Below are 16,432 nucleotides of genomic sequence, written 5' to 3'. Positions count from 1 at the left end.
TGATGGAGTGATGTGGATGTATCCGCGAATGTTTGTGACTCTTTGCGCAATTTTGTTCGGCGCTTTGCCCTGTCTGGCGCAAGATCGACCCGATCCGGCGTTGGTCGCCGCAACGCAGGGCGTTTGCGAACCTTTCGGCGTGGCTGCGGCCCGGTATGCGCCTGACGGTCATATTGCCGTTACCTGTAATGAAGACGCCACCGCGTTCGTTCCGATTCTGGGTGGTGTCGCGCCGGCACTGGGTTTGGCTGCAGCTGTTTTGGCGCAATCGATCGCCGGTGGGAATGCGACACCCGATACCCGCTGATCACGGGCAGGCCGGATAGCCAAGCGCGACCAGCTGCGCCCCGCTGATCCGTTTGTAACCGCGCAACTGGTGCCGCGCATCATCCAAAAACCATGTCCGCAGCGGCGGACGATAATGCCGGGCCATGATGTCCGACCAGTGTGCAAATTGTTCCGGTGGCAGTGGCCGTCCATTTCGACTGGGGCCATGGAAGCCGAACGATGTGCGCGGGTCTATGCAAAGCCGCGTCGCGCCCAGATACATTGTACAGGACGACAGACAGACCCGGCCCCGCAATTCCACCCGGATGCTGCGCGCGTTCAACTCGGCGATTTCGATTGCGCGCGCGCCGATGTAACCGCCGCGATCATCGCGGACCACTTTGGTCAGGGGATGATCGGCACATGCGGGGCCGACGCCTAAAATGATGGCAACCAGCATAGACCTGACCACCGCACAGATCAGCTGTGACATAGCTTTCTTCCACTCTACCCAACCACATAAAATGCGACTCCCACGCAGCAGAAAACATGCCCCATGTTAACGACCGGTTGCCTTTCAAATTTGCCGGATATTTATGTAAAGCTGCAGCGAAGTGCATTAATACACGCATAGCGATAATCGCGATGCAAAAGATACGTGAAGCGCTTGTGCGTTCAGGCAATATTAACCGTCTCCGCCGCAGTTTCAAAATTCGCAACGCGCCCTAAGGCCTTGTTAAAATTTTAACTTTTTGGGAAAGGCCCCTTCGATGCTGGACTTTCAGGCAGACAGTGCCCTGCACAATGAATTCGTCATGCAAACACGCCCTTCGCTCCGGCAAGGCGCGCTGATCAAGCGGGGTTTCGATATTTTCGTCACGGCTGTCCTCATGCCAATCCTTGTGGCGGTGATCCTCTTTCTTTTGGTCCTAAACCCCATTTTCAACCGCGGTAATCTGCTGTTTTGGCAACGACGCATGGGGCAGCATTGCAAACCGTTCTGGGCGGTCAAATTCCGGACCATGCGGGCGGCAAACGGGCCAGGGCGTGGCGCGTTTGATCGGCTAGAGCATGATCGGATCACCGGCTTGGGCCACATTTTGCGAAAGACTCGCATCGATGAATTGCCGCAGATCGTGAATGTGCTGCTTGGCGATATGAGCCTGATCGGGCCACGCCCTGACTGCTACAACCACGCGCGGGTCTATCTGCGCGATGTGCCGGGTTATCGCGCGCGTCATGCGGTTCTACCGGGGATCAGCGGGTTGGCCCAAACCGAAATCGGTTATGTCGATGGGCTTGAGGGCGTGCGGCGCAAGGTGATGACCGACCTCGACTATATTGCGCGACAGGGGCTGCAGCTGGATCTGTGGATCACCTGGCGCACGATTTGCGTCGTGCTGGGGCGATGTGGCGCATGACGGACCTGTTGCGCCGACACTGCGGGGCGCACGCAGGCCCAATATCTTGGTAAGGGGCGAAAGCTAGGCAAAGGGCTCAACCAATTTCTGGAGAACCTGATGCCTGATCCATTCGATACCGATTACGTTGACCTGACCTCGCCCGCCGTCTCGCATTATGCGGTCGCCCCTTCTGACAGCACCGATTTGCCTGTCCGGCCCCGTGCGCTTTACGTCAATGCTGCTGGTGCCGCTGCCCTACAGGACGCCGATGGCGAGACCGTCACCTATGATCTTGCCGCCGGCACGACGTTGACGCTGCGCCCGACCCGGGTTCTGGCGACGGGCACGACCGCGCAGCTGATCGCCTGGTATTGATCCATGATCGGTCTGGATTTTTCCATGCGGCCTGGCCGGTCGGCGCCCAGCACTGCACCACCGCAACCGCTGTCGCAGTTTTTTGCGGGCGGGGGCGGGCAATCCGTCGCGCTTGCGCCCGGTGCCGCGGGCAACCTTTCGGTCTGGACCGAGATTGGGGCGGACCACGCAGCCTTGCTAAGGTTCGACGGCAATGACACCGGCACCCGCTGGTCCTGGCGCGAGACATTGATCGCCGAGTTGCGCAATGTCTACACAGTCGGCGATCTGACGCTGTCGGCAGGCTGGTCTCAACTGCAGTCATCCGGCTCCGGTCTGACCGGCAGCTATACCGGCAACCGCGCCATCAGCACGAGTTCCGCCAACGCGGTGGCGACCGTGACCGTCAATCGCGCGGCCCCTTATGACGTTTGGGTTCATTATACGGGCCGGACAAACGGAGGTTACTGTCGTGTCGATATCGACGGAGCGCAGGACCTCGTGACCGAGATCGACGATCCAGCCGCGCTGGGTTTCAAGGCGTTTTCGATGTACAGCGCGACCGATCTCCAGCGTCGCCAATCCATCAAGGTCGCGACCGGTCTTACTGGCGCGCATACCGTCACCCTGTCCCATGGGGGGGTGGCCACACCCGGTGGCAATACGATCCTGATCGAGGCCGTGGCGATCAGCGGTGCCCTGACCGATCCGAAAATCATGCCGCAGCTTTGGCAACCTGCCACCAGCTATACGATTGGGGATGAGGTCCAGTTCGGCGGTCTGTTCTATACCGCCCGTGGCACCGGTGTCAGCGGTGCGGACGGGCCGACGCATACTGGCGGGATCGCGTCGGACGGGGCGCTGGATTGGCGCGCCGACAATCGCAGCACGTATCCGCGGTTCGTCACCATCGATTATGCGTCCGAACGTGAATATGCCGCGCGGGTGTCAGTCGGTGGCGCAGCGACCGAGATCGGTGGTCAGACCCATGGCAATGAGCCTTTGCAGCACCGTACGGTTCTTCTTGATGGTGCGCCATGGGTTCCGAACGATACCGGCAACGGCCTAAGCGTCGGGACCGAATGCACGATCACCGAGGAAACGGAATGGCGGACCGGCACCGGGGCGGCGTTGACCGATTGCGCCCTGACCCGCACGATTACACCGGGGGCGATTAGCCACGGCGTTTCCGTTACCGGTACGGGCGCCGTCGCCGATTTCGACTGGTTCTATGCAGGCATGCTGCCGCTGGTTGCCTGGGATGGCGAGATGCGCAGCGATGTGATCGAAACAGTATCGATCGCCGGATATTCCGATGTGATACTGGCAGATTATGACGGGGCGAACCCGCCCAATCTGGATTTTGCCGGGGCGCAACGGATCGGTCTGACCGGCGCGGTGCTGGATGCGACCTTGCTTTATGGGCATGAGGCGGCGGCGACGCCGGTTCCCGGCAATATCGTTAATCAATTCGACACCTTTCTGCGGCCAAATCTGAATGCCACCACGTCCGGTGGCAGTTCCGATTGGCAGGCCAAGGCCTATGTGACGGGCGATGCGGCAGGCGGGTTGCGTTTGGGTGCGGGCGATAGGCTGGCATTCTTCAACCGCCACGTTCTACGGGTCGACCCACAGGCCACCTGACGCCCCTCGGGACAGTGATGAGGGTGGCGAATGCGTCTGTTGAGTGCGATATGCGGTTTGGTCTGGCTTTGGGCCGCATCCGCTGTCGCGCAAAACCACCCCTTTCGCTATAACAGCTATGGCGCGCCGGGCCTGATCGACATGCCCGGCGCGTTTTCCGCGCCTGACGCGGAACTGGCCTTTTCCATCAGCCACTTTCGCGGCCAAACCCGCAACACCGCAACATTCCAGCTATCGTCAGGGCTCTCGGCGAGCTTTCGGTATGCCGCACTCGACAATGTGCTCGGGCAGGGTGATGTGGTCCATGACCGAATCCTTGATCGCAGTTTCGCGCTGCATTACCGCCTTTCGAACGAAACAGATCGCTGGCCCGCCGTCGCGGTCGGCGTAAATGATTTTCTCGGCACGGGCATCCATGCCGGTGAATATGTCGTCGCGACAAAGGCTTTGCGATCTGACCTTGCCGTTACGGCGGGTCTGGGCTGGGGGCGGCTCGCGGGTGTGCGTGGTTTCGACAATCCGCTGGGGCCGCGTTTCGGCGACCGGCCTGACCGGGACTTTGGGGAAGGCGGCAGCGTCAGCCGCAATCATTTCTTCAAAGGCGATGCTGCCCTGTTCGGCGGTCTGCATTGGCAGATACGCGACGATCTGGATGTGACGCTGGAATATTCATCCGATGCGATGCTCTATGCGGATGCGGGCGATTTCGATCGCCGAAGCCCGGTGAACATCGGGCTGACCTATGCCCCTAGCGAGAACCTGCGCCTGTCGGCCCATGCGCTTTATGGCAGTGAGGTGGGGGCGCAGCTGACATATGAATTGAACCCACGAAACCCACCCTTTGGCGGTGGGCTGGATCGTGGGCCACCGCCGATCCGGATGGCGGCTGGGATCAGCGGTGACCTGAAACAGGCACTGCAAGCTGAGGGTCTGGTGCTGCGCGGCTTTGAACGCCGGAATGCGGTTTGGCGCGTGACCGTCGCCAATCTACGATACATGGCCGCGGCACAAGCGGTCGGGCGGGTTGCGCGGGTTCTGAGCAATCGGGCGCCAGCCGGGATCACGACGTTCGACATCACGCTTATGACGAACGGCATTGTCGGCCCCGCAGTGACCCTCCAACGGACCGATCTGGAACGCCATGAATTCGCGCTGGATGGCGCGCAGGCGACGCTGGATCGTGCGGTCATTGCGGCATCATCGGATCGCCCACCGCGGGTCCCACGCGCCGATCTGCAATGGACGATCAGCCCCTACCTGACGCCCAACATCTTTGACCCCGACGACCCGTTACGCGCCGATATCGGCGTCGCACTTGGCGGGTCATGGTCTCCGCGGCCGGGGCTTTTGCTATCGGGGACCGTACGCCAGAGGCTCGTGGGCAATCTGGACCAGACCATGCGCAGGTCGGATTCGGTTCTGCCACGGGTACGCAGTGATTTCGCGCTCTATGACAGGGAAGGCGATGCCGATCTCATCGACCTGACCGCGACGTGGTATGCACAGCCGCATCCAACGGCCACGACCCGCCTGTCGGTGGGTCTTTTGGAAGAAGCGTTCGGGGGTGTCGCAGCAGAAGTCCTGTGGCGACCGCCCGACAGCGCCTTTGCCTTCGGCATCGAACTCGCGCAGGTACGGCAGCGCGACTATGACAGTGATTTCGGCTTTCGCGACTATGGGGTCGCGACCGGCCATGCCTCGGCCTATTGGGATATGGGCGGTGGGTATCATGTGCAAATCGACACGGGCCGATACCTGGCGGGCGATTGGGGCGGCACGCTGCATGTTGCCCGGCGGTTCCGCAACGGTTGGGAGATCGGGGCGTTCGCAACCCTCACCGATGTACCCTTCGCGGATTTCGGCGAGGGGTCCTTCGACAAGGGGATCACGTTCAGTGTGCCCATCGCCTGGCTTTCGGGGCGACCCAGCCGTCAGACGCTGGACCAGACAATCCGGCCCGTCACGCGGGATGGTGGGGCGCGGCTGAACCTTCAGGGTCGCCTTTACGACCTGACCCGATCGGTGGGCAAAGAGGCGATCATCGACAGCTGGGCGCGGTTCTGGCGATGAGGATGCTTTGGTTGATCCCCCTGCTTATGGCTGGATGCAGCTCGATCCCGCCAACGGACCGCGAGAGGTGGGCGGACGGCGTTCCATTCATCCGCGTATCGATGCCGAACGCCGATATCGCGACAACGATGCACCTGATCGGGCAGAATGGTGATGTCGAAACTTGGGAGAGCCGGGATGGCGTCCAGGTCGTCCTGCGCGGCGGGGTGCTGGTGGCGACACGCGGCTTTGGCTTTGATCTGATGTCCGCTGAACGGGGCCTTCGGGCCGGGCCTTACACGCGCCGGATCAGTATGCTCGATGGTGATTTCGGGCTGCAGTTCATGACATTGACCTGTGTCGCGAGGTCGGGGGATGAGAGCCAGGTCGAAACCTGCAATGGCCCCCACGATGTCATCATCAACACGATCACACGTGATCCGGGCGGCGCGATCCTCCGGTCACGGCAATGGGTGTCGCCGCAAATCGGTTATATCGATATCAGACATGGACCATAGCGGTTCGCCGTGAAAAAACACGTAGATTGCGCCGTGATGCGGCCGCGCTGACAAAGGTCAGTCCGACAATGTTGGCACCTGCGTGGTGCAAAGCATCTAGACCGGTGAGCGTACTGCGACGGTCGTTCGTTTCGGCATGCACAGCATAGATGACGGCATTGCTCAACCGGGCGAGAAGGCGCGCCTCGGGCCCTTCCGAAACCGGCGGTGCGGCGATGATGATCACGTCGTACTGTGCCTTCAGATTGCGGATGAACCCGGCGAAGCGGTCCGTCGAAAAAAGATCGGCGCGATCGCTGTGCGTTACTTTGCACGACAAGATGTCGACCGGAAGGCGCGGATCGCGCCGGATTGCATCCGACAACGGGAACAGTCCCGCGATGACCCCCTCAAGATCGCGATGTCCATCGGACAGCGGATCGTCTCGCGTCGCCATCAGCAAAACGGATTTGTCCAACCCGGCAAATGCCTGCGCCAAGCCCGCTGCTTGCATATGCGCGCTGTCCATATCCGTTACGGCGGTCGACAGGATGATGCCGGGCGCTTTGCCACGATCCAGCATCAACGACGTCCGCAGATCGCGCATGGCGACGACATGATCGTGATCCGCGATCTGGTCCAAGCCACAGCTGCGGGGTCTCGGTATCTCCGCCAGCACCGGTAGCCGGGTCGCGCGCGACAGTTGCGCTGCAGTCTCGAACCCGGGTCGCAACGCACCGCGGATCAGCGCCAGCGCCGTACCCAAACACAGCCCGACGATCCCCGCCATGACCAGGATCAGCATCTTGCGAGGTGCCACATAGGTGCCGGGGATCGCGGGCGAAAGAATCCGGCTGTCCGCGCTTTGCGGGCCGCGCTGCGCGCCCACCTGCTGGAGCCGCGCCAGATAGGTTTCGTACAAAACCCGGGTCGCGCCGGCCTCGCGCCGGACCTGTTGCAGGCGTAATTGGTATGCGGATTGAGCGTCGCGCTGGGCAACGATGCCCTCGTGAAATGTCTTCAGCGATGCGACCTGCGCCGCTAGCCTGTCGGCATCGGCCCGCAGTCGCGCGCGGCCGACCGATGGCCGAAGGGCCGCTGGCGTCGCCGCCGTATCGCGCCGGGCAAGCGTGGCCTGCGCCGCGATCAACGTGCGTTCAGTTTCGTCCAATCGGTCGGCGGCTTCGACCGCCTGGCGACTCAGGGCGTCGAGCGCGCCGATATCATCGGCGCGATGCGCTGTGACAAGCGTGTTGATTGTTGTCTCTTGCCCTTGCAGATCGCGCTGCAACTGGGCAACACGTTCTGAAAGCCAGACAAACGCCTCATCCGTCGCGGCCTCTTTCGCAGCGACCTGATCGGCAAGGTAGACGGCAGCCAGCGTATCCGCGATCCGCGCGGCGCTGTCGGGGTCGCCGGTCGTTGCGGTGATACGAAAGATCAGCGTGTCGCGCAGCGTATCGACATTGACACTGGCCGCGACGTTCTGCGCGGTCTTTTCCAGGATCGCGGCCTGATCCGGCGGGTCCTCGGGCACACCGGTCAGAAAGCTGCGCAGCCTGTTGCGCATGCCTGTCATCGACCAAGGTGCGATCGGGGTCAGGTAACGGTTAAAGGCCGGGTCCGACAACAGATCCAACTCGTCCACCACCCGCCGCATCAGGTGCGGCGACCGCAAAACGGCGACCTCGGTCTTCAGGCTGGCGGGCTCGACCGGTAGCCCGCCGACCGTCTGCGCACCATCCGCCACCGGCAAGGATCCTGCATCGATCTTAAGCATCGTCACGGCGGCGAATTGCGGCTTGGCGATCGCGAACGCATAGTAACCGGCCATCATGACGGTCAGCAGCGTCACCGCGACGATGATCAGCTTGCCGCGCCAGATCACCCTGAAAAGCCCCGCGAAATCAAAGGGTTCAATCGGAACGGCATCCGGTGTCAAGGACCGTCTGTCAGAGGTCGTCGCGCGATCGAAACATGCGGTCATGGATACCAACCCTTCTTGTCATTCAGGGCCAATTCACCACAGACGGGTTAACCTAAAATTAAGCACAATCAACAACGACTGACACTGTTCGGGCATCTAAGGGCCCGGTTCATGGTGCGAGTCGCTGATGCTGTTAAGCACATTACGCAGATTGATATCCGACACCGCCGCGCCGGTGATGCTGTGGCGTGCGGTGATCGTGGGTATCAATTTCGCCGTGATGCTTGGGCTGGCTGCCGGTCTTGGCTTGGCCGTGTTCGGTCCTTTGATGGTGAACTGGGGTATGGCGATGGTCGGGGCGGCGATCATCGGTTGCGGGGGGCCGCTGATCCTGCTGCAAGGTGGCGATACGCGGATGCGTGCCGTTGCGATCTATGTCCTTGGATACCCTCTGGCGATTGGGCTGTTTGGTCTCGCCATCCTTCCGCTCATTCTGCCCGGCATCGCATGGATGACCGTCCTCGCGCTCGCCTTCGCGATCAATCTGGTCTTTTGCGGGGCGAGCCTTTTGCGCGTGATCGGTTCGGTCCAGTGGTCCATGGCGCTACGTGACGCCGCGCCGTCGGTCGCGCTGGGCTTTGCGGCCATGCTGCAGCCCGACGCCATTCTGTCGGTCACGGCGCTGATCCTTTCCGCATGCGGCGCGGTTGCGGTCCTCATCTTTTTGCGCAGGGTGCATCGCAGGTCCACTCTGGGCAAAAGACCCTCAACGCCCCGCCTGCCGTGGTCGATGTGGGGGGCGTCAGTGCTGGGCATGGCGCTCGCGCAAGTCGACATCATCGTCGGTGGTGCGGTCCTGAGTGACACACAAATCGGCCTGTATGCCTTCCTGCGGCGGATCGCCAATCTGGTCGCACTGCCGGTCAGCGTGGCGACATGGGTCACCGCCACACCGATCGCCAGGGCCTACACAGCCGGAGATCGAACGGCGCTGATCCGGTCCAGCCGACAGGCCAGCCGGATCGCGTTGATCCCTGGTATCGTATTGCTGATCACCGCCAGCGCGACGTTTCCGATCCTAGGTCTTTGGCAGACCGTCGACCCGTTGACCTATATCGCGCTTCTGGCCTGCTCTGGCGCGCAACTGATCTTTGCCGCGACGTTCACCGTGGCGACCATGTGTGACCACGCCCATTTCGCCGCCATGTCGCGACTGGTCAGTCTGCTGGTCTATCTTGGCCTGATCGCCGCAATCCCCTCGTTGGGTCCAAGCCTGAATGCGCTCGCCTATCTTTGCGCTGTCATGTTCGGGGCCACGGGCCTCTGGGCCGTGATCAGGCGCGAATTGCACATCGATACCGCCGCAACCGCCTTGCTGGCCCGTCGGGAAGGGATGGCATGGACGCAATCCTGATCATCACGATGGCAGCGATCTGCACCGCGTTGCCGCTATGGCTGGGCCAGCGCTACGGGCGGATCGCATGGGTGTCGCCCTTGCATCTGGTGGGGTATTTCTGCCTTTTCGGTTTCCTGCTCAAGGTCTGCGTCTACACCGCCCGGCCCGACCTCGCCTTTTACCGGCGCTTCGTCGAAAACCCATGGGGCGACCAGCTTGGAGCGATCTATCTGACGTTTTTCGTCCTGATGCTGTGCGCGGGCTATTGCTCTGCGATCCGATCGGTCGATGGCAACATTCCTCCCGCCGCACAGACAATGGCGCGCGGGTTGGCGCGGACCACGCCCCTGTTCCTGCTGGCTTTCGGCATCACGGCCGCGACCATCGGATTGATTCTGCGCGCCCGCGGGGCGGGGGTGTTCGACCCGGGCACGCTGGCCACACTGAACAGTGCCAAACAAATTGATGTCAACGCCGACGGGGTTGGCGCAACGCTTGCGGGGCTTAAGACGCTGTTCATCGTCCCCAAATGCGCTTTTGTTCTGCTAATGGCTCATGCGATGGCAACCGGGCGATGCGCCGCGCGGGCGCAGGCCGTAACGCTAGGCCTCTTGCTGATCGCGATCGCCCTGATCTCGGGCGACCGGTTCGAACTAGTTGAGCTGGCGATCTATACGCTTGCGACCTTCGTGATCATGGGCGGGCGGATCGGGGCGAGATTCATCGTCAAGGGGGCGATTGGCCTTGTGATCCTCGGCACGCTCTCGGCCTACATGACGGCCCTTCGGCTTGAGGACAGCGCCGACGGTGACCTCTTCACGCAAATCGTGGGCTCCACTTATTTCCTCGATATCAACGCCGCGATCATGGTGGCCGACAGGGTGCAGACCACCGACATGCTCTGGGGTGAAAGCTATACGTGGTGGACCTTCGGCTGGGTGCCGCGCGCGTTTTGGGCGGACAAACCCGCCGTCGGTCTGGGGGTGTTCTTCAAGCGCGATATCATGGGCCTTTATACGGGCGGCGCATTCAACGTAACCGGCCCGGGTGAGGCGTTCATCAATTTCGGCTGGGGCGGCGTCGGGATCGGCATCATATTGGGCTGGCTTTACCGGCAGGGCGAGGTTCTGCTGCTCTCGCCCACCAACACGCTGCGACATGGCGCTTTCATCCTTTATCCGCTGATCTTCTACCCTTTCGTGCAGGCGACGCTGCAATCGTCGTTCAGTGCGTTCATCGTCGGTGCGGCGGCACAAATGCTGCTGCTGGCCTTGATGATCCCCGTCTTTCTGACCCGCTATCGACCCCACATGACACGAAGGCTTGTTCATGCTCACTAGACCCATTTTGAAATCCTTTTACTGGAGCCTCCGCGCCGCTGCGGCCCTCGCCCGACGCGCGGGCGGAGTATGGGCGACCGGGTTACACCGCGCGACGCTTGCGTCCGTCGGCAAAGGCACACGGTTTCAATCCAGCGTGCGTTTCGCCCAGCCCGGCATCGTCAGCGTCGGCGCGGGCTGCTACTTCTGGCGTGGCTGCGAAGCCTCGGCCGAGATCAAGGGCGCCCCCTTGATCATCGCCGACCACGTGCAAATCAACCGGGATGTGCAGCTCGATACGACCGGGGGACTGACGATCGGCGCGGGTACCATGATTTCGGAACGGGCGGTCATCTATACCCACGATCACGGGCATGATCCGCGTGCGGTACCGCGGATGATGCCCAAGACGATTGCACGGGATGTCTGGATCGGCGCGGGCGCGGTGATTCTGCCGCAATGCCAGTGGATCGGGCAGGGTGCCGTCATCGGGGCGGGGGCCGTGGTCACCGGGGATGTCCCAGCCGGTGCGATCGTCGGCGGAAACCCGGCGCGCATCCTCAACCACGCACCACGGACGCAGGTGGCGGCATGAAGGTTCTGCACGTCACGCCATCCTACTTCCCGGCCACAAAATGGGGTGGGCCGATCCGGTCGACCAAGGCGATCTGCGATGGGATCCACGCGACCCCCGGCATGAAAGTACAGGTCCTTACCACTGACGCGGCCAGCCCCGACCGGCACGATCGGGTCATTCCCGCCGCACTTCCCTATCCGGTGCATTTCGCGCGCCGTGTGGCCGGGCACAGCATCGCGCCCGGCCTGTTGGCGCGCCTGCCTGCGGCGATCACATGGGCGGACGTGGTGCATCTCACGGCGACCTACAGCTTTCCGACCTTGCCGACGCTGGCTATCGCCCGACTCCTCGGGCGACCGGTAATCTGGTCACCGCGTGGCGCGCTGCAGGCCACGGCAGAGTGGGACGACGCGCCGAATGCCCGCGCCAAACACCTGTTCGAGAAAGCGGCACAGGTCATCCGACCGGCCAATACGGTTCTGCACGTCACCTCCACCGTCGAAGCAAAGGGCAGCGTCGCCCGCCTGCCCGGCATCGCAACTACTGTCATTCCCAACTGCGTCGATATCCCGGCATTGCCGCCGAAAACATTGGGCGATGGGCTGCGGCTGATCTATCTCGGGCGTCTTCATCCGAAGAAGGGGATCGACCTTCTGCTGGACGCGATGGAAAGATTGCCTGCGACCACGACACTCGACATCTACGGCACCGGCACGCCCCGCTATGACGCGATGCTGCGCAGCCGTGCCGCCCGTTTTGCCGGGCGGGTGCGCTTGCACGGACATGTCGAGGGCCCGGCCAAATCGACCGCCTTCGCCAAGGCCGATCTGTTCGTCCTGCCCAGCCATTCCGAGAACTTCGGGATCGCCGTCGCCGAGGCGCTGGCGCATGCCATGCCGGTGATCACGACGACCGGTACTCCGTGGCAAGCACTCGATCACCAGGGTTGCGGGCGCTGTATCGACATGGTCAACGCCGACCTCGCCGCTGAAATCATCGGCTTGACCAACGGCGACCTGATCGCGATGGGCAGGCGGGGCAGGGCCTGGATGCAGCGTGATTTCTCGGCTGGCGCGATGAATGCCGCCTTCGCTGATCTGTACGAAGGCGTCACGGCCCCCGCTGGCGAAAGGGTGACCGTATGACGGTCCGACTGGACATCAGCGCGAACCGGCAAGCGCGAAAATGGAGCCACCGCACCCAGATCGCCCGTGTGCTCTGGGCGCTCTGCCGGCCGCTTTTCCGGCTCAGCCCGCGCCCGCTCTGGTTCTGGCGGGTGTGGCTACTACGGGCCTTCGGCGCGGAGGTTGGACGTGACGTGCATATCTACCCGACCGCCCGGATCACAATGCCCTGGAACCTGCAGATCCAGGATGACTCGGCGATCGGCGATGCCGCGATCCTTTATGCGCTGGGCCCGATTCATATCGGTGCCCGCGCCACGATTTCGCAATATGCGCATCTGTGCACCGGCACGCATGACCTGACCGATCCGGCCCGTGCCTTGATCCACGCGCCGATCCGTATCGGTGCCGATGCCTGGGTCTGTGCGGATGCTTTCGTCGGCCCCGGCATTCGGATAGGGCCGGGCGCGATCCTCGGCGCGCGGGCCGTCGCCATGAAGGATCTGCCCGCAGGCACCAAAGGGATCGGCAACCCCATGCAGGTGTGGCCATGACCGATCTGACCGTCATCATCCTGACAGGGGACGAGGCGTTGCATATCGCCCGCGCCATCGCATCAGTCCGTGCAATCGCAACGCGGATCATCGTCGTTGATAGCGGGTCCATCGACAGCACGGTCCGGCTAGCAAAGGAAGCCGGGGCCGAGGTCTTCCATCACACATGGACCAACTACGCGACCCAGTTCAACTGGGCGCTGTCCCAGATAACGGGTGATGGTTGGGTCCTGCGGCTGGACGCAGACGAGATCGTCACCCCCGCGCTCTCTCGCCAGATCAGCGCCGGTTTGCCCGATGTCGCGGGCGTCTATGTCGGGAGGCACATGCACTTCTTGGGCCAACCGGTGCGCCACGGTGGCCTCTTCCCCATCCGCGTCCTGCGCCTGTTTCGCAAAGACGCGGGTCGGTGCGAAAACCGTTGGATGGATGAACATATCATCGTGGACGGCCCCACTGCCGACCTGACGGGCGAAATCATCGACGACAACCGCAAAAGTCTCGATTGGTGGATCGGCAAACACAACAGCTATGCCAGCCGCGAGGTCATCGATATCCTGAACCGCACCCACCGCTTTATGCCGCAAGAGACGATCGGCGATATCCGTGCTGGCCAACAGGCCGCGATCAAACGTTGGATCAAAGAGCACCTTTACGCCCGCCTACCCGGTGGGCTACGGGCCGGGCTGTATTTCTTCTATCGCTACGTCCTCCGCCTCGGCGTTCTTGATGGGCGGCAGGCGCGAGCGTTTCACGTGCTGCAAGGCTTTTGGTATCGCTACCTCGTCGATGCGAAACTGGCCGAGGTCCAGCGCTACATGGCGGCCAGCGGTGCTCATCCGACCGAAGCCATCCGCGATGTCCTCGGCATCGACCTCAGCCCGGAAATCATAAGGAAAGCCGCATGAAAATCTCTGTCGTCACTGCCGTCATGAATGGGGGCAAGGCCCTGTCGCGCGCCGTCGAAAGCCTCAAGGCGCAGACGCATCCTGACATCGAACATGTCGTGCAGGATGGCGGATCGACCGATCGGACGCTGGACTACCTTGCTGATCACGGTCACCCGAACATGGCCCTCACCTCTACGCCCGACGGTGGCATCTACGATGCGATCAACAAGGGGATCGCGCGGGCGACAGGGGGTGTGATCGGGTTGCTGCATGCCGACGATATGCTCGCTTCGCCCGACGTGCTGGCGCAGGTTGCGCAGGCGATGGAGGACCCGGCGATCGACGGCGTCTATGGCGATCTCGAATACGTGTCGCGCGATGCGCCCGACCGTGTGATCCGCTATTGGCGCGCGGGGGAATACGCACCGTATCGGCTGAAACAAGGCTGGATGCCCCCGCATCCGACGCTTTATCTGCGAAGAGAGGTCTTTGCCGATGCCGGTATGTACGACACCAGCTATCGCATCTCGGGCGACTATGACGGCATGCTGCGCTGGCTGAGCAGTGGCCAAATCCGGTTGAAATACATCCCGCAAGTCATGGTCCGGATGCAGATGGGCGGCGCCAGCAATCGGTCCTTTGCGCAGATGATCCGCAAAAGCCGCGAGGATTATCGCGCCATCCGTCGGCACAAGGTCGGGGGCATGGGCACGCTGATCGCCAAGAACCTGTCAAAGCTGCAGCAGTTCGGCAAACGCGCCTAGGTGTAAAAGTACCGCGCAAAGTGATAGAAAATTGGCGCGGCAAAGATCACGCTGTCCAGTTGATCCACAAACCCGCCCTGACCCGGGATCAGATGCGACCAGTCCTTGACCCCCCGCTCGCGCTTGATCGCGGCGAAGACGAGGCTGCCCAGCATCCCAACAAATGACGCCAGCCCGGCCATCGCCATCGCGCCAAAGACGCCGAACGGGGTGATCCAGCTTAACAATGCACCGATCAGCATCGCGCTGACGACACCGCAGGCCACGCCTTCCCATGTTTTCGGTGACAGAACGGGCGCAATGCAGGTCTTGCCGATCCGGCGGCCAAAGAAGTATTCCAGCAGATCGCCCAACTGCACGACCATGACCAAAAAAGCGATCAACAGAACCGCACGGTGTTCATAGCCCGCGATCTCCAGATTGATCAGGGCGGGCACATGGCTAACGCAGAACACGGCAATCATCAGGCCCCATTGGGTTTCTGCCACGCGGGCCAGAAACCGTTCGGAGTTGCCACGCAAGGCGGACACGATGGGCAGCAGCAAGAACGCATAGACCGGGATGAACACGGTGTAGAGGCCTTGCCAGCCCATCCCGACAAACAAATATTGAAACGGCAGAACAACAAAGAAACCAAGCGCCAGCGCGATGTGATCGGCCTGCGTCTTGGTCGTTAGCGTCAGAAATTCGCGCAAGGCCGCGAAAGAGGCGAACGCAAACAGGGTCATGACCCCGATCTCGCCCAGTAACAAGGCCACGCCGATAAACGCGACCATCCCCCACCAGCTTTGCACCCGGGTCATGTAGGTATCGAGAACGGGGTTGATGTTGTCGACGCCCTGTTTGGCGCGCAGTACTTCGCCAAAGAAAGTCAGCGCCACAAGGATTCCGAAACTGCCGAAGGCCAGCAGCAGGATATCATTGGTCGTGCTATCCATCACCTCACCTCCGGCGCGAGTGCGGCCAGCGCATCTGATGCGCGCGCAAGAAAGTCATCCTTGCTCTCGCCCTCCTTCACATGGATCGGCTCGCCAAAGGTCACGGTGCAGATCAGCGGCAGCGGGATCACCTCGCCCTTGGGCATGATCGTGTTCAGGTTCGCGACCCAAGTCGGCACCAGATCAACCTCGGGCCGGGCGACGCCCATATTGTAAAGCCCCGCCTTGAACGGCAGCAGCAGGTCGTCTGTCATGTTGCGATTGCCTTCGGGAAAGATGATCAGCGATGATCCTTCGTCAAGGGCCGCGATGATCTTGTCCATCGGCTTGTCTTTCACCTCTGGCCTGCGGTCGACCAGCACGCAGTTGAACACCTCGGGGCCTACGAAAGCGCGCAGCTTGTTCTTCAGCCAGTAATCGGCGGCAGCCACGGGGCGGACCGAACGACGCAGGGCAGGGGGCAGACACGACCAGATCATCGGCATATCGCCATTGCTGGTGTGGTTTGCGAAATAGACCCGTTGTTTCGGGACCGGTTCGATCCCTTTCCAATCAGCCCGCACGGCGGTCACAGCACGGGCAAAGATGCGGATGGAATGGCCCACGATCCGGGCGGCGAACTGGCGAAGGAACTTCATGAGATAACTCTGGCGAAGGGAAGCGGTTTTGAAAAGGGGTGAGGCCCGCGCGGGAGAGGAAAGCGCGGGCCTCGGGGGATGCCTGCCGCGG

17 protein-coding genes are annotated in these 16,432 nt (G+C 62.0%); 13 read left to right on the top strand and 4 right to left on the bottom strand.

The window, feature by feature from the left end:
• The first annotated feature begins 28 nt into the window (after window positions 1-28).
• Window positions 29-307: a hypothetical protein gene (locus V8J85_RS12440; protein WP_339954070.1), complete on the top strand. Its 279-nt coding sequence runs from the start codon at window positions 29-31 to the stop codon at window positions 305-307.
• On the opposite strand, the gene V8J85_RS12435 is transcribed toward V8J85_RS12440, so the two are convergent.
• On the bottom strand, window positions 308-760 hold the full coding sequence (locus V8J85_RS12435; RefSeq protein WP_339954069.1) for a hypothetical protein: 453 nt from the start codon (window positions 758-760) through the stop codon (window positions 308-310).
• A gap of 277 nt (window positions 761-1,037) precedes the next feature.
• Between V8J85_RS12435 and V8J85_RS12430 the strand changes: the two genes are divergently transcribed.
• The 5 genes from V8J85_RS12430 (at window position 1,038) to V8J85_RS12410 (ending at window position 6,235) form a co-directional block, all read left to right on the top strand.
• Window positions 1,038-1,688 (top strand): sugar transferase, encoded by a 651-nt coding sequence (locus V8J85_RS12430; RefSeq protein WP_339954068.1) that lies wholly within the window; start codon window positions 1,038-1,040, stop codon window positions 1,686-1,688.
• A 99-nt stretch (window positions 1,689-1,787) separates the two neighbouring features.
• Window positions 1,788-2,045, top strand: a complete 258-nt coding sequence (locus V8J85_RS12425; protein WP_339954067.1) for a spike base protein, RCAP_Rcc01079 family — start codon at window positions 1,788-1,790, stop codon at window positions 2,043-2,045.
• A 3-nt stretch (window positions 2,046-2,048) separates the two neighbouring features.
• A complete protein-coding gene (locus V8J85_RS12420; RefSeq protein WP_339954066.1) occupies window positions 2,049-3,668 on the top strand; it encodes a hypothetical protein in 1,620 nt (539 codons plus the stop codon).
• A 30-nt stretch (window positions 3,669-3,698) separates the two neighbouring features.
• Window positions 3,699-5,738: a YjbH domain-containing protein gene (locus V8J85_RS12415; RefSeq protein WP_339954065.1), complete on the top strand. Its 2,040-nt coding sequence runs from the start codon at window positions 3,699-3,701 to the stop codon at window positions 5,736-5,738.
• Between the two features lie 26 nt (window positions 5,739-5,764).
• Window positions 5,765-6,235: a YjbF family lipoprotein gene (locus tag V8J85_RS12410; RefSeq protein WP_339954064.1), complete on the top strand. Its 471-nt coding sequence runs from the start codon at window positions 5,765-5,767 to the stop codon at window positions 6,233-6,235.
• On the opposite strand, the gene V8J85_RS12405 is transcribed toward V8J85_RS12410, so the two are convergent.
• A complete protein-coding gene (locus V8J85_RS12405; protein ID WP_339954063.1) occupies window positions 6,219-8,201 on the bottom strand; it encodes a GumC family protein in 1,983 nt (660 codons plus the stop codon). The genes V8J85_RS12410 and V8J85_RS12405 overlap by 17 nt on opposite strands.
• Window positions 8,202-8,328: 127 nt before the next feature.
• Between V8J85_RS12405 and V8J85_RS12400 the strand changes: the two genes are divergently transcribed.
• Genes V8J85_RS12400 through V8J85_RS12370 form a run of 7 tightly spaced genes read left to right on the top strand, consistent with a single transcriptional unit; the run spans window position 8,329 to window position 14,765 of the window.
• Window positions 8,329-9,555 carry a hypothetical protein gene (locus tag V8J85_RS12400; protein WP_339954062.1) on the top strand — a complete coding sequence of 409 codons (1,227 nt, stop codon included), beginning with the start codon at window positions 8,329-8,331 and terminating at the stop codon, window positions 9,553-9,555.
• The gene (locus V8J85_RS12395; RefSeq protein ID WP_339954061.1) at window positions 9,540-10,877 is read left to right on the top strand and encodes an oligosaccharide repeat unit polymerase; all 1,338 of its coding nucleotides are present in this window, start codon (window positions 9,540-9,542) and stop codon (window positions 10,875-10,877) included. The genes V8J85_RS12400 and V8J85_RS12395 overlap by 16 nt, the downstream gene beginning before the upstream one ends.
• Window positions 10,867-11,451 (top strand): acyltransferase, encoded by a 585-nt coding sequence (locus V8J85_RS12390; protein WP_339954060.1) that lies wholly within the window; start codon window positions 10,867-10,869, stop codon window positions 11,449-11,451. Before V8J85_RS12395 ends, V8J85_RS12390 begins: the two co-directional genes overlap by 11 nt.
• Window positions 11,448-12,578, top strand: a complete 1,131-nt coding sequence (locus V8J85_RS12385; protein WP_339954059.1) for a glycosyltransferase — start codon at window positions 11,448-11,450, stop codon at window positions 12,576-12,578. Before V8J85_RS12390 ends, V8J85_RS12385 begins: the two co-directional genes overlap by 4 nt.
• Window positions 12,575-13,111, top strand: coding sequence for an acetyltransferase (locus tag V8J85_RS12380; RefSeq protein WP_339954058.1), 537 nt, complete (start codon window positions 12,575-12,577; stop codon window positions 13,109-13,111). Before V8J85_RS12385 ends, V8J85_RS12380 begins: the two co-directional genes overlap by 4 nt.
• Window positions 13,108-14,019, top strand: a complete 912-nt coding sequence (locus tag V8J85_RS12375) for a glycosyltransferase family 2 protein (protein WP_339954057.1) — start codon at window positions 13,108-13,110, stop codon at window positions 14,017-14,019. Before V8J85_RS12380 ends, V8J85_RS12375 begins: the two co-directional genes overlap by 4 nt.
• A complete protein-coding gene (locus tag V8J85_RS12370) occupies window positions 14,016-14,765 on the top strand; it encodes a glycosyltransferase family 2 protein (RefSeq protein ID WP_339954056.1) in 750 nt (249 codons plus the stop codon). Before V8J85_RS12375 ends, V8J85_RS12370 begins: the two co-directional genes overlap by 4 nt.
• On the opposite strand, the gene V8J85_RS12365 is transcribed toward V8J85_RS12370, so the two are convergent.
• Both V8J85_RS12365 and V8J85_RS12360 read right to left on the bottom strand, forming a co-directional pair.
• Window positions 14,762-15,703, bottom strand: a complete 942-nt coding sequence (locus tag V8J85_RS12365) for a phosphatidate cytidylyltransferase (protein WP_339954055.1) — start codon at window positions 15,701-15,703, stop codon at window positions 14,762-14,764. The genes V8J85_RS12370 and V8J85_RS12365 overlap by 4 nt on opposite strands.
• Window positions 15,703-16,341, bottom strand: coding sequence for a lysophospholipid acyltransferase family protein (locus V8J85_RS12360; RefSeq protein WP_339954054.1), 639 nt, complete (start codon window positions 16,339-16,341; stop codon window positions 15,703-15,705). The genes V8J85_RS12365 and V8J85_RS12360 overlap by 1 nt, the downstream gene beginning before the upstream one ends.
• Window positions 16,342-16,432 lie beyond the last annotated feature (91 nt).

The sequence above is a fragment of the Yoonia sp. 2307UL14-13 genome, assembly GCF_037572755.1.
Lineage (GTDB): Bacteria > Pseudomonadota > Alphaproteobacteria > Rhodobacterales > Rhodobacteraceae > Yoonia.
Note: the sequence above shows the minus strand (reverse complement) of the source record. Positions and strands in the feature narration are given on the sequence as shown.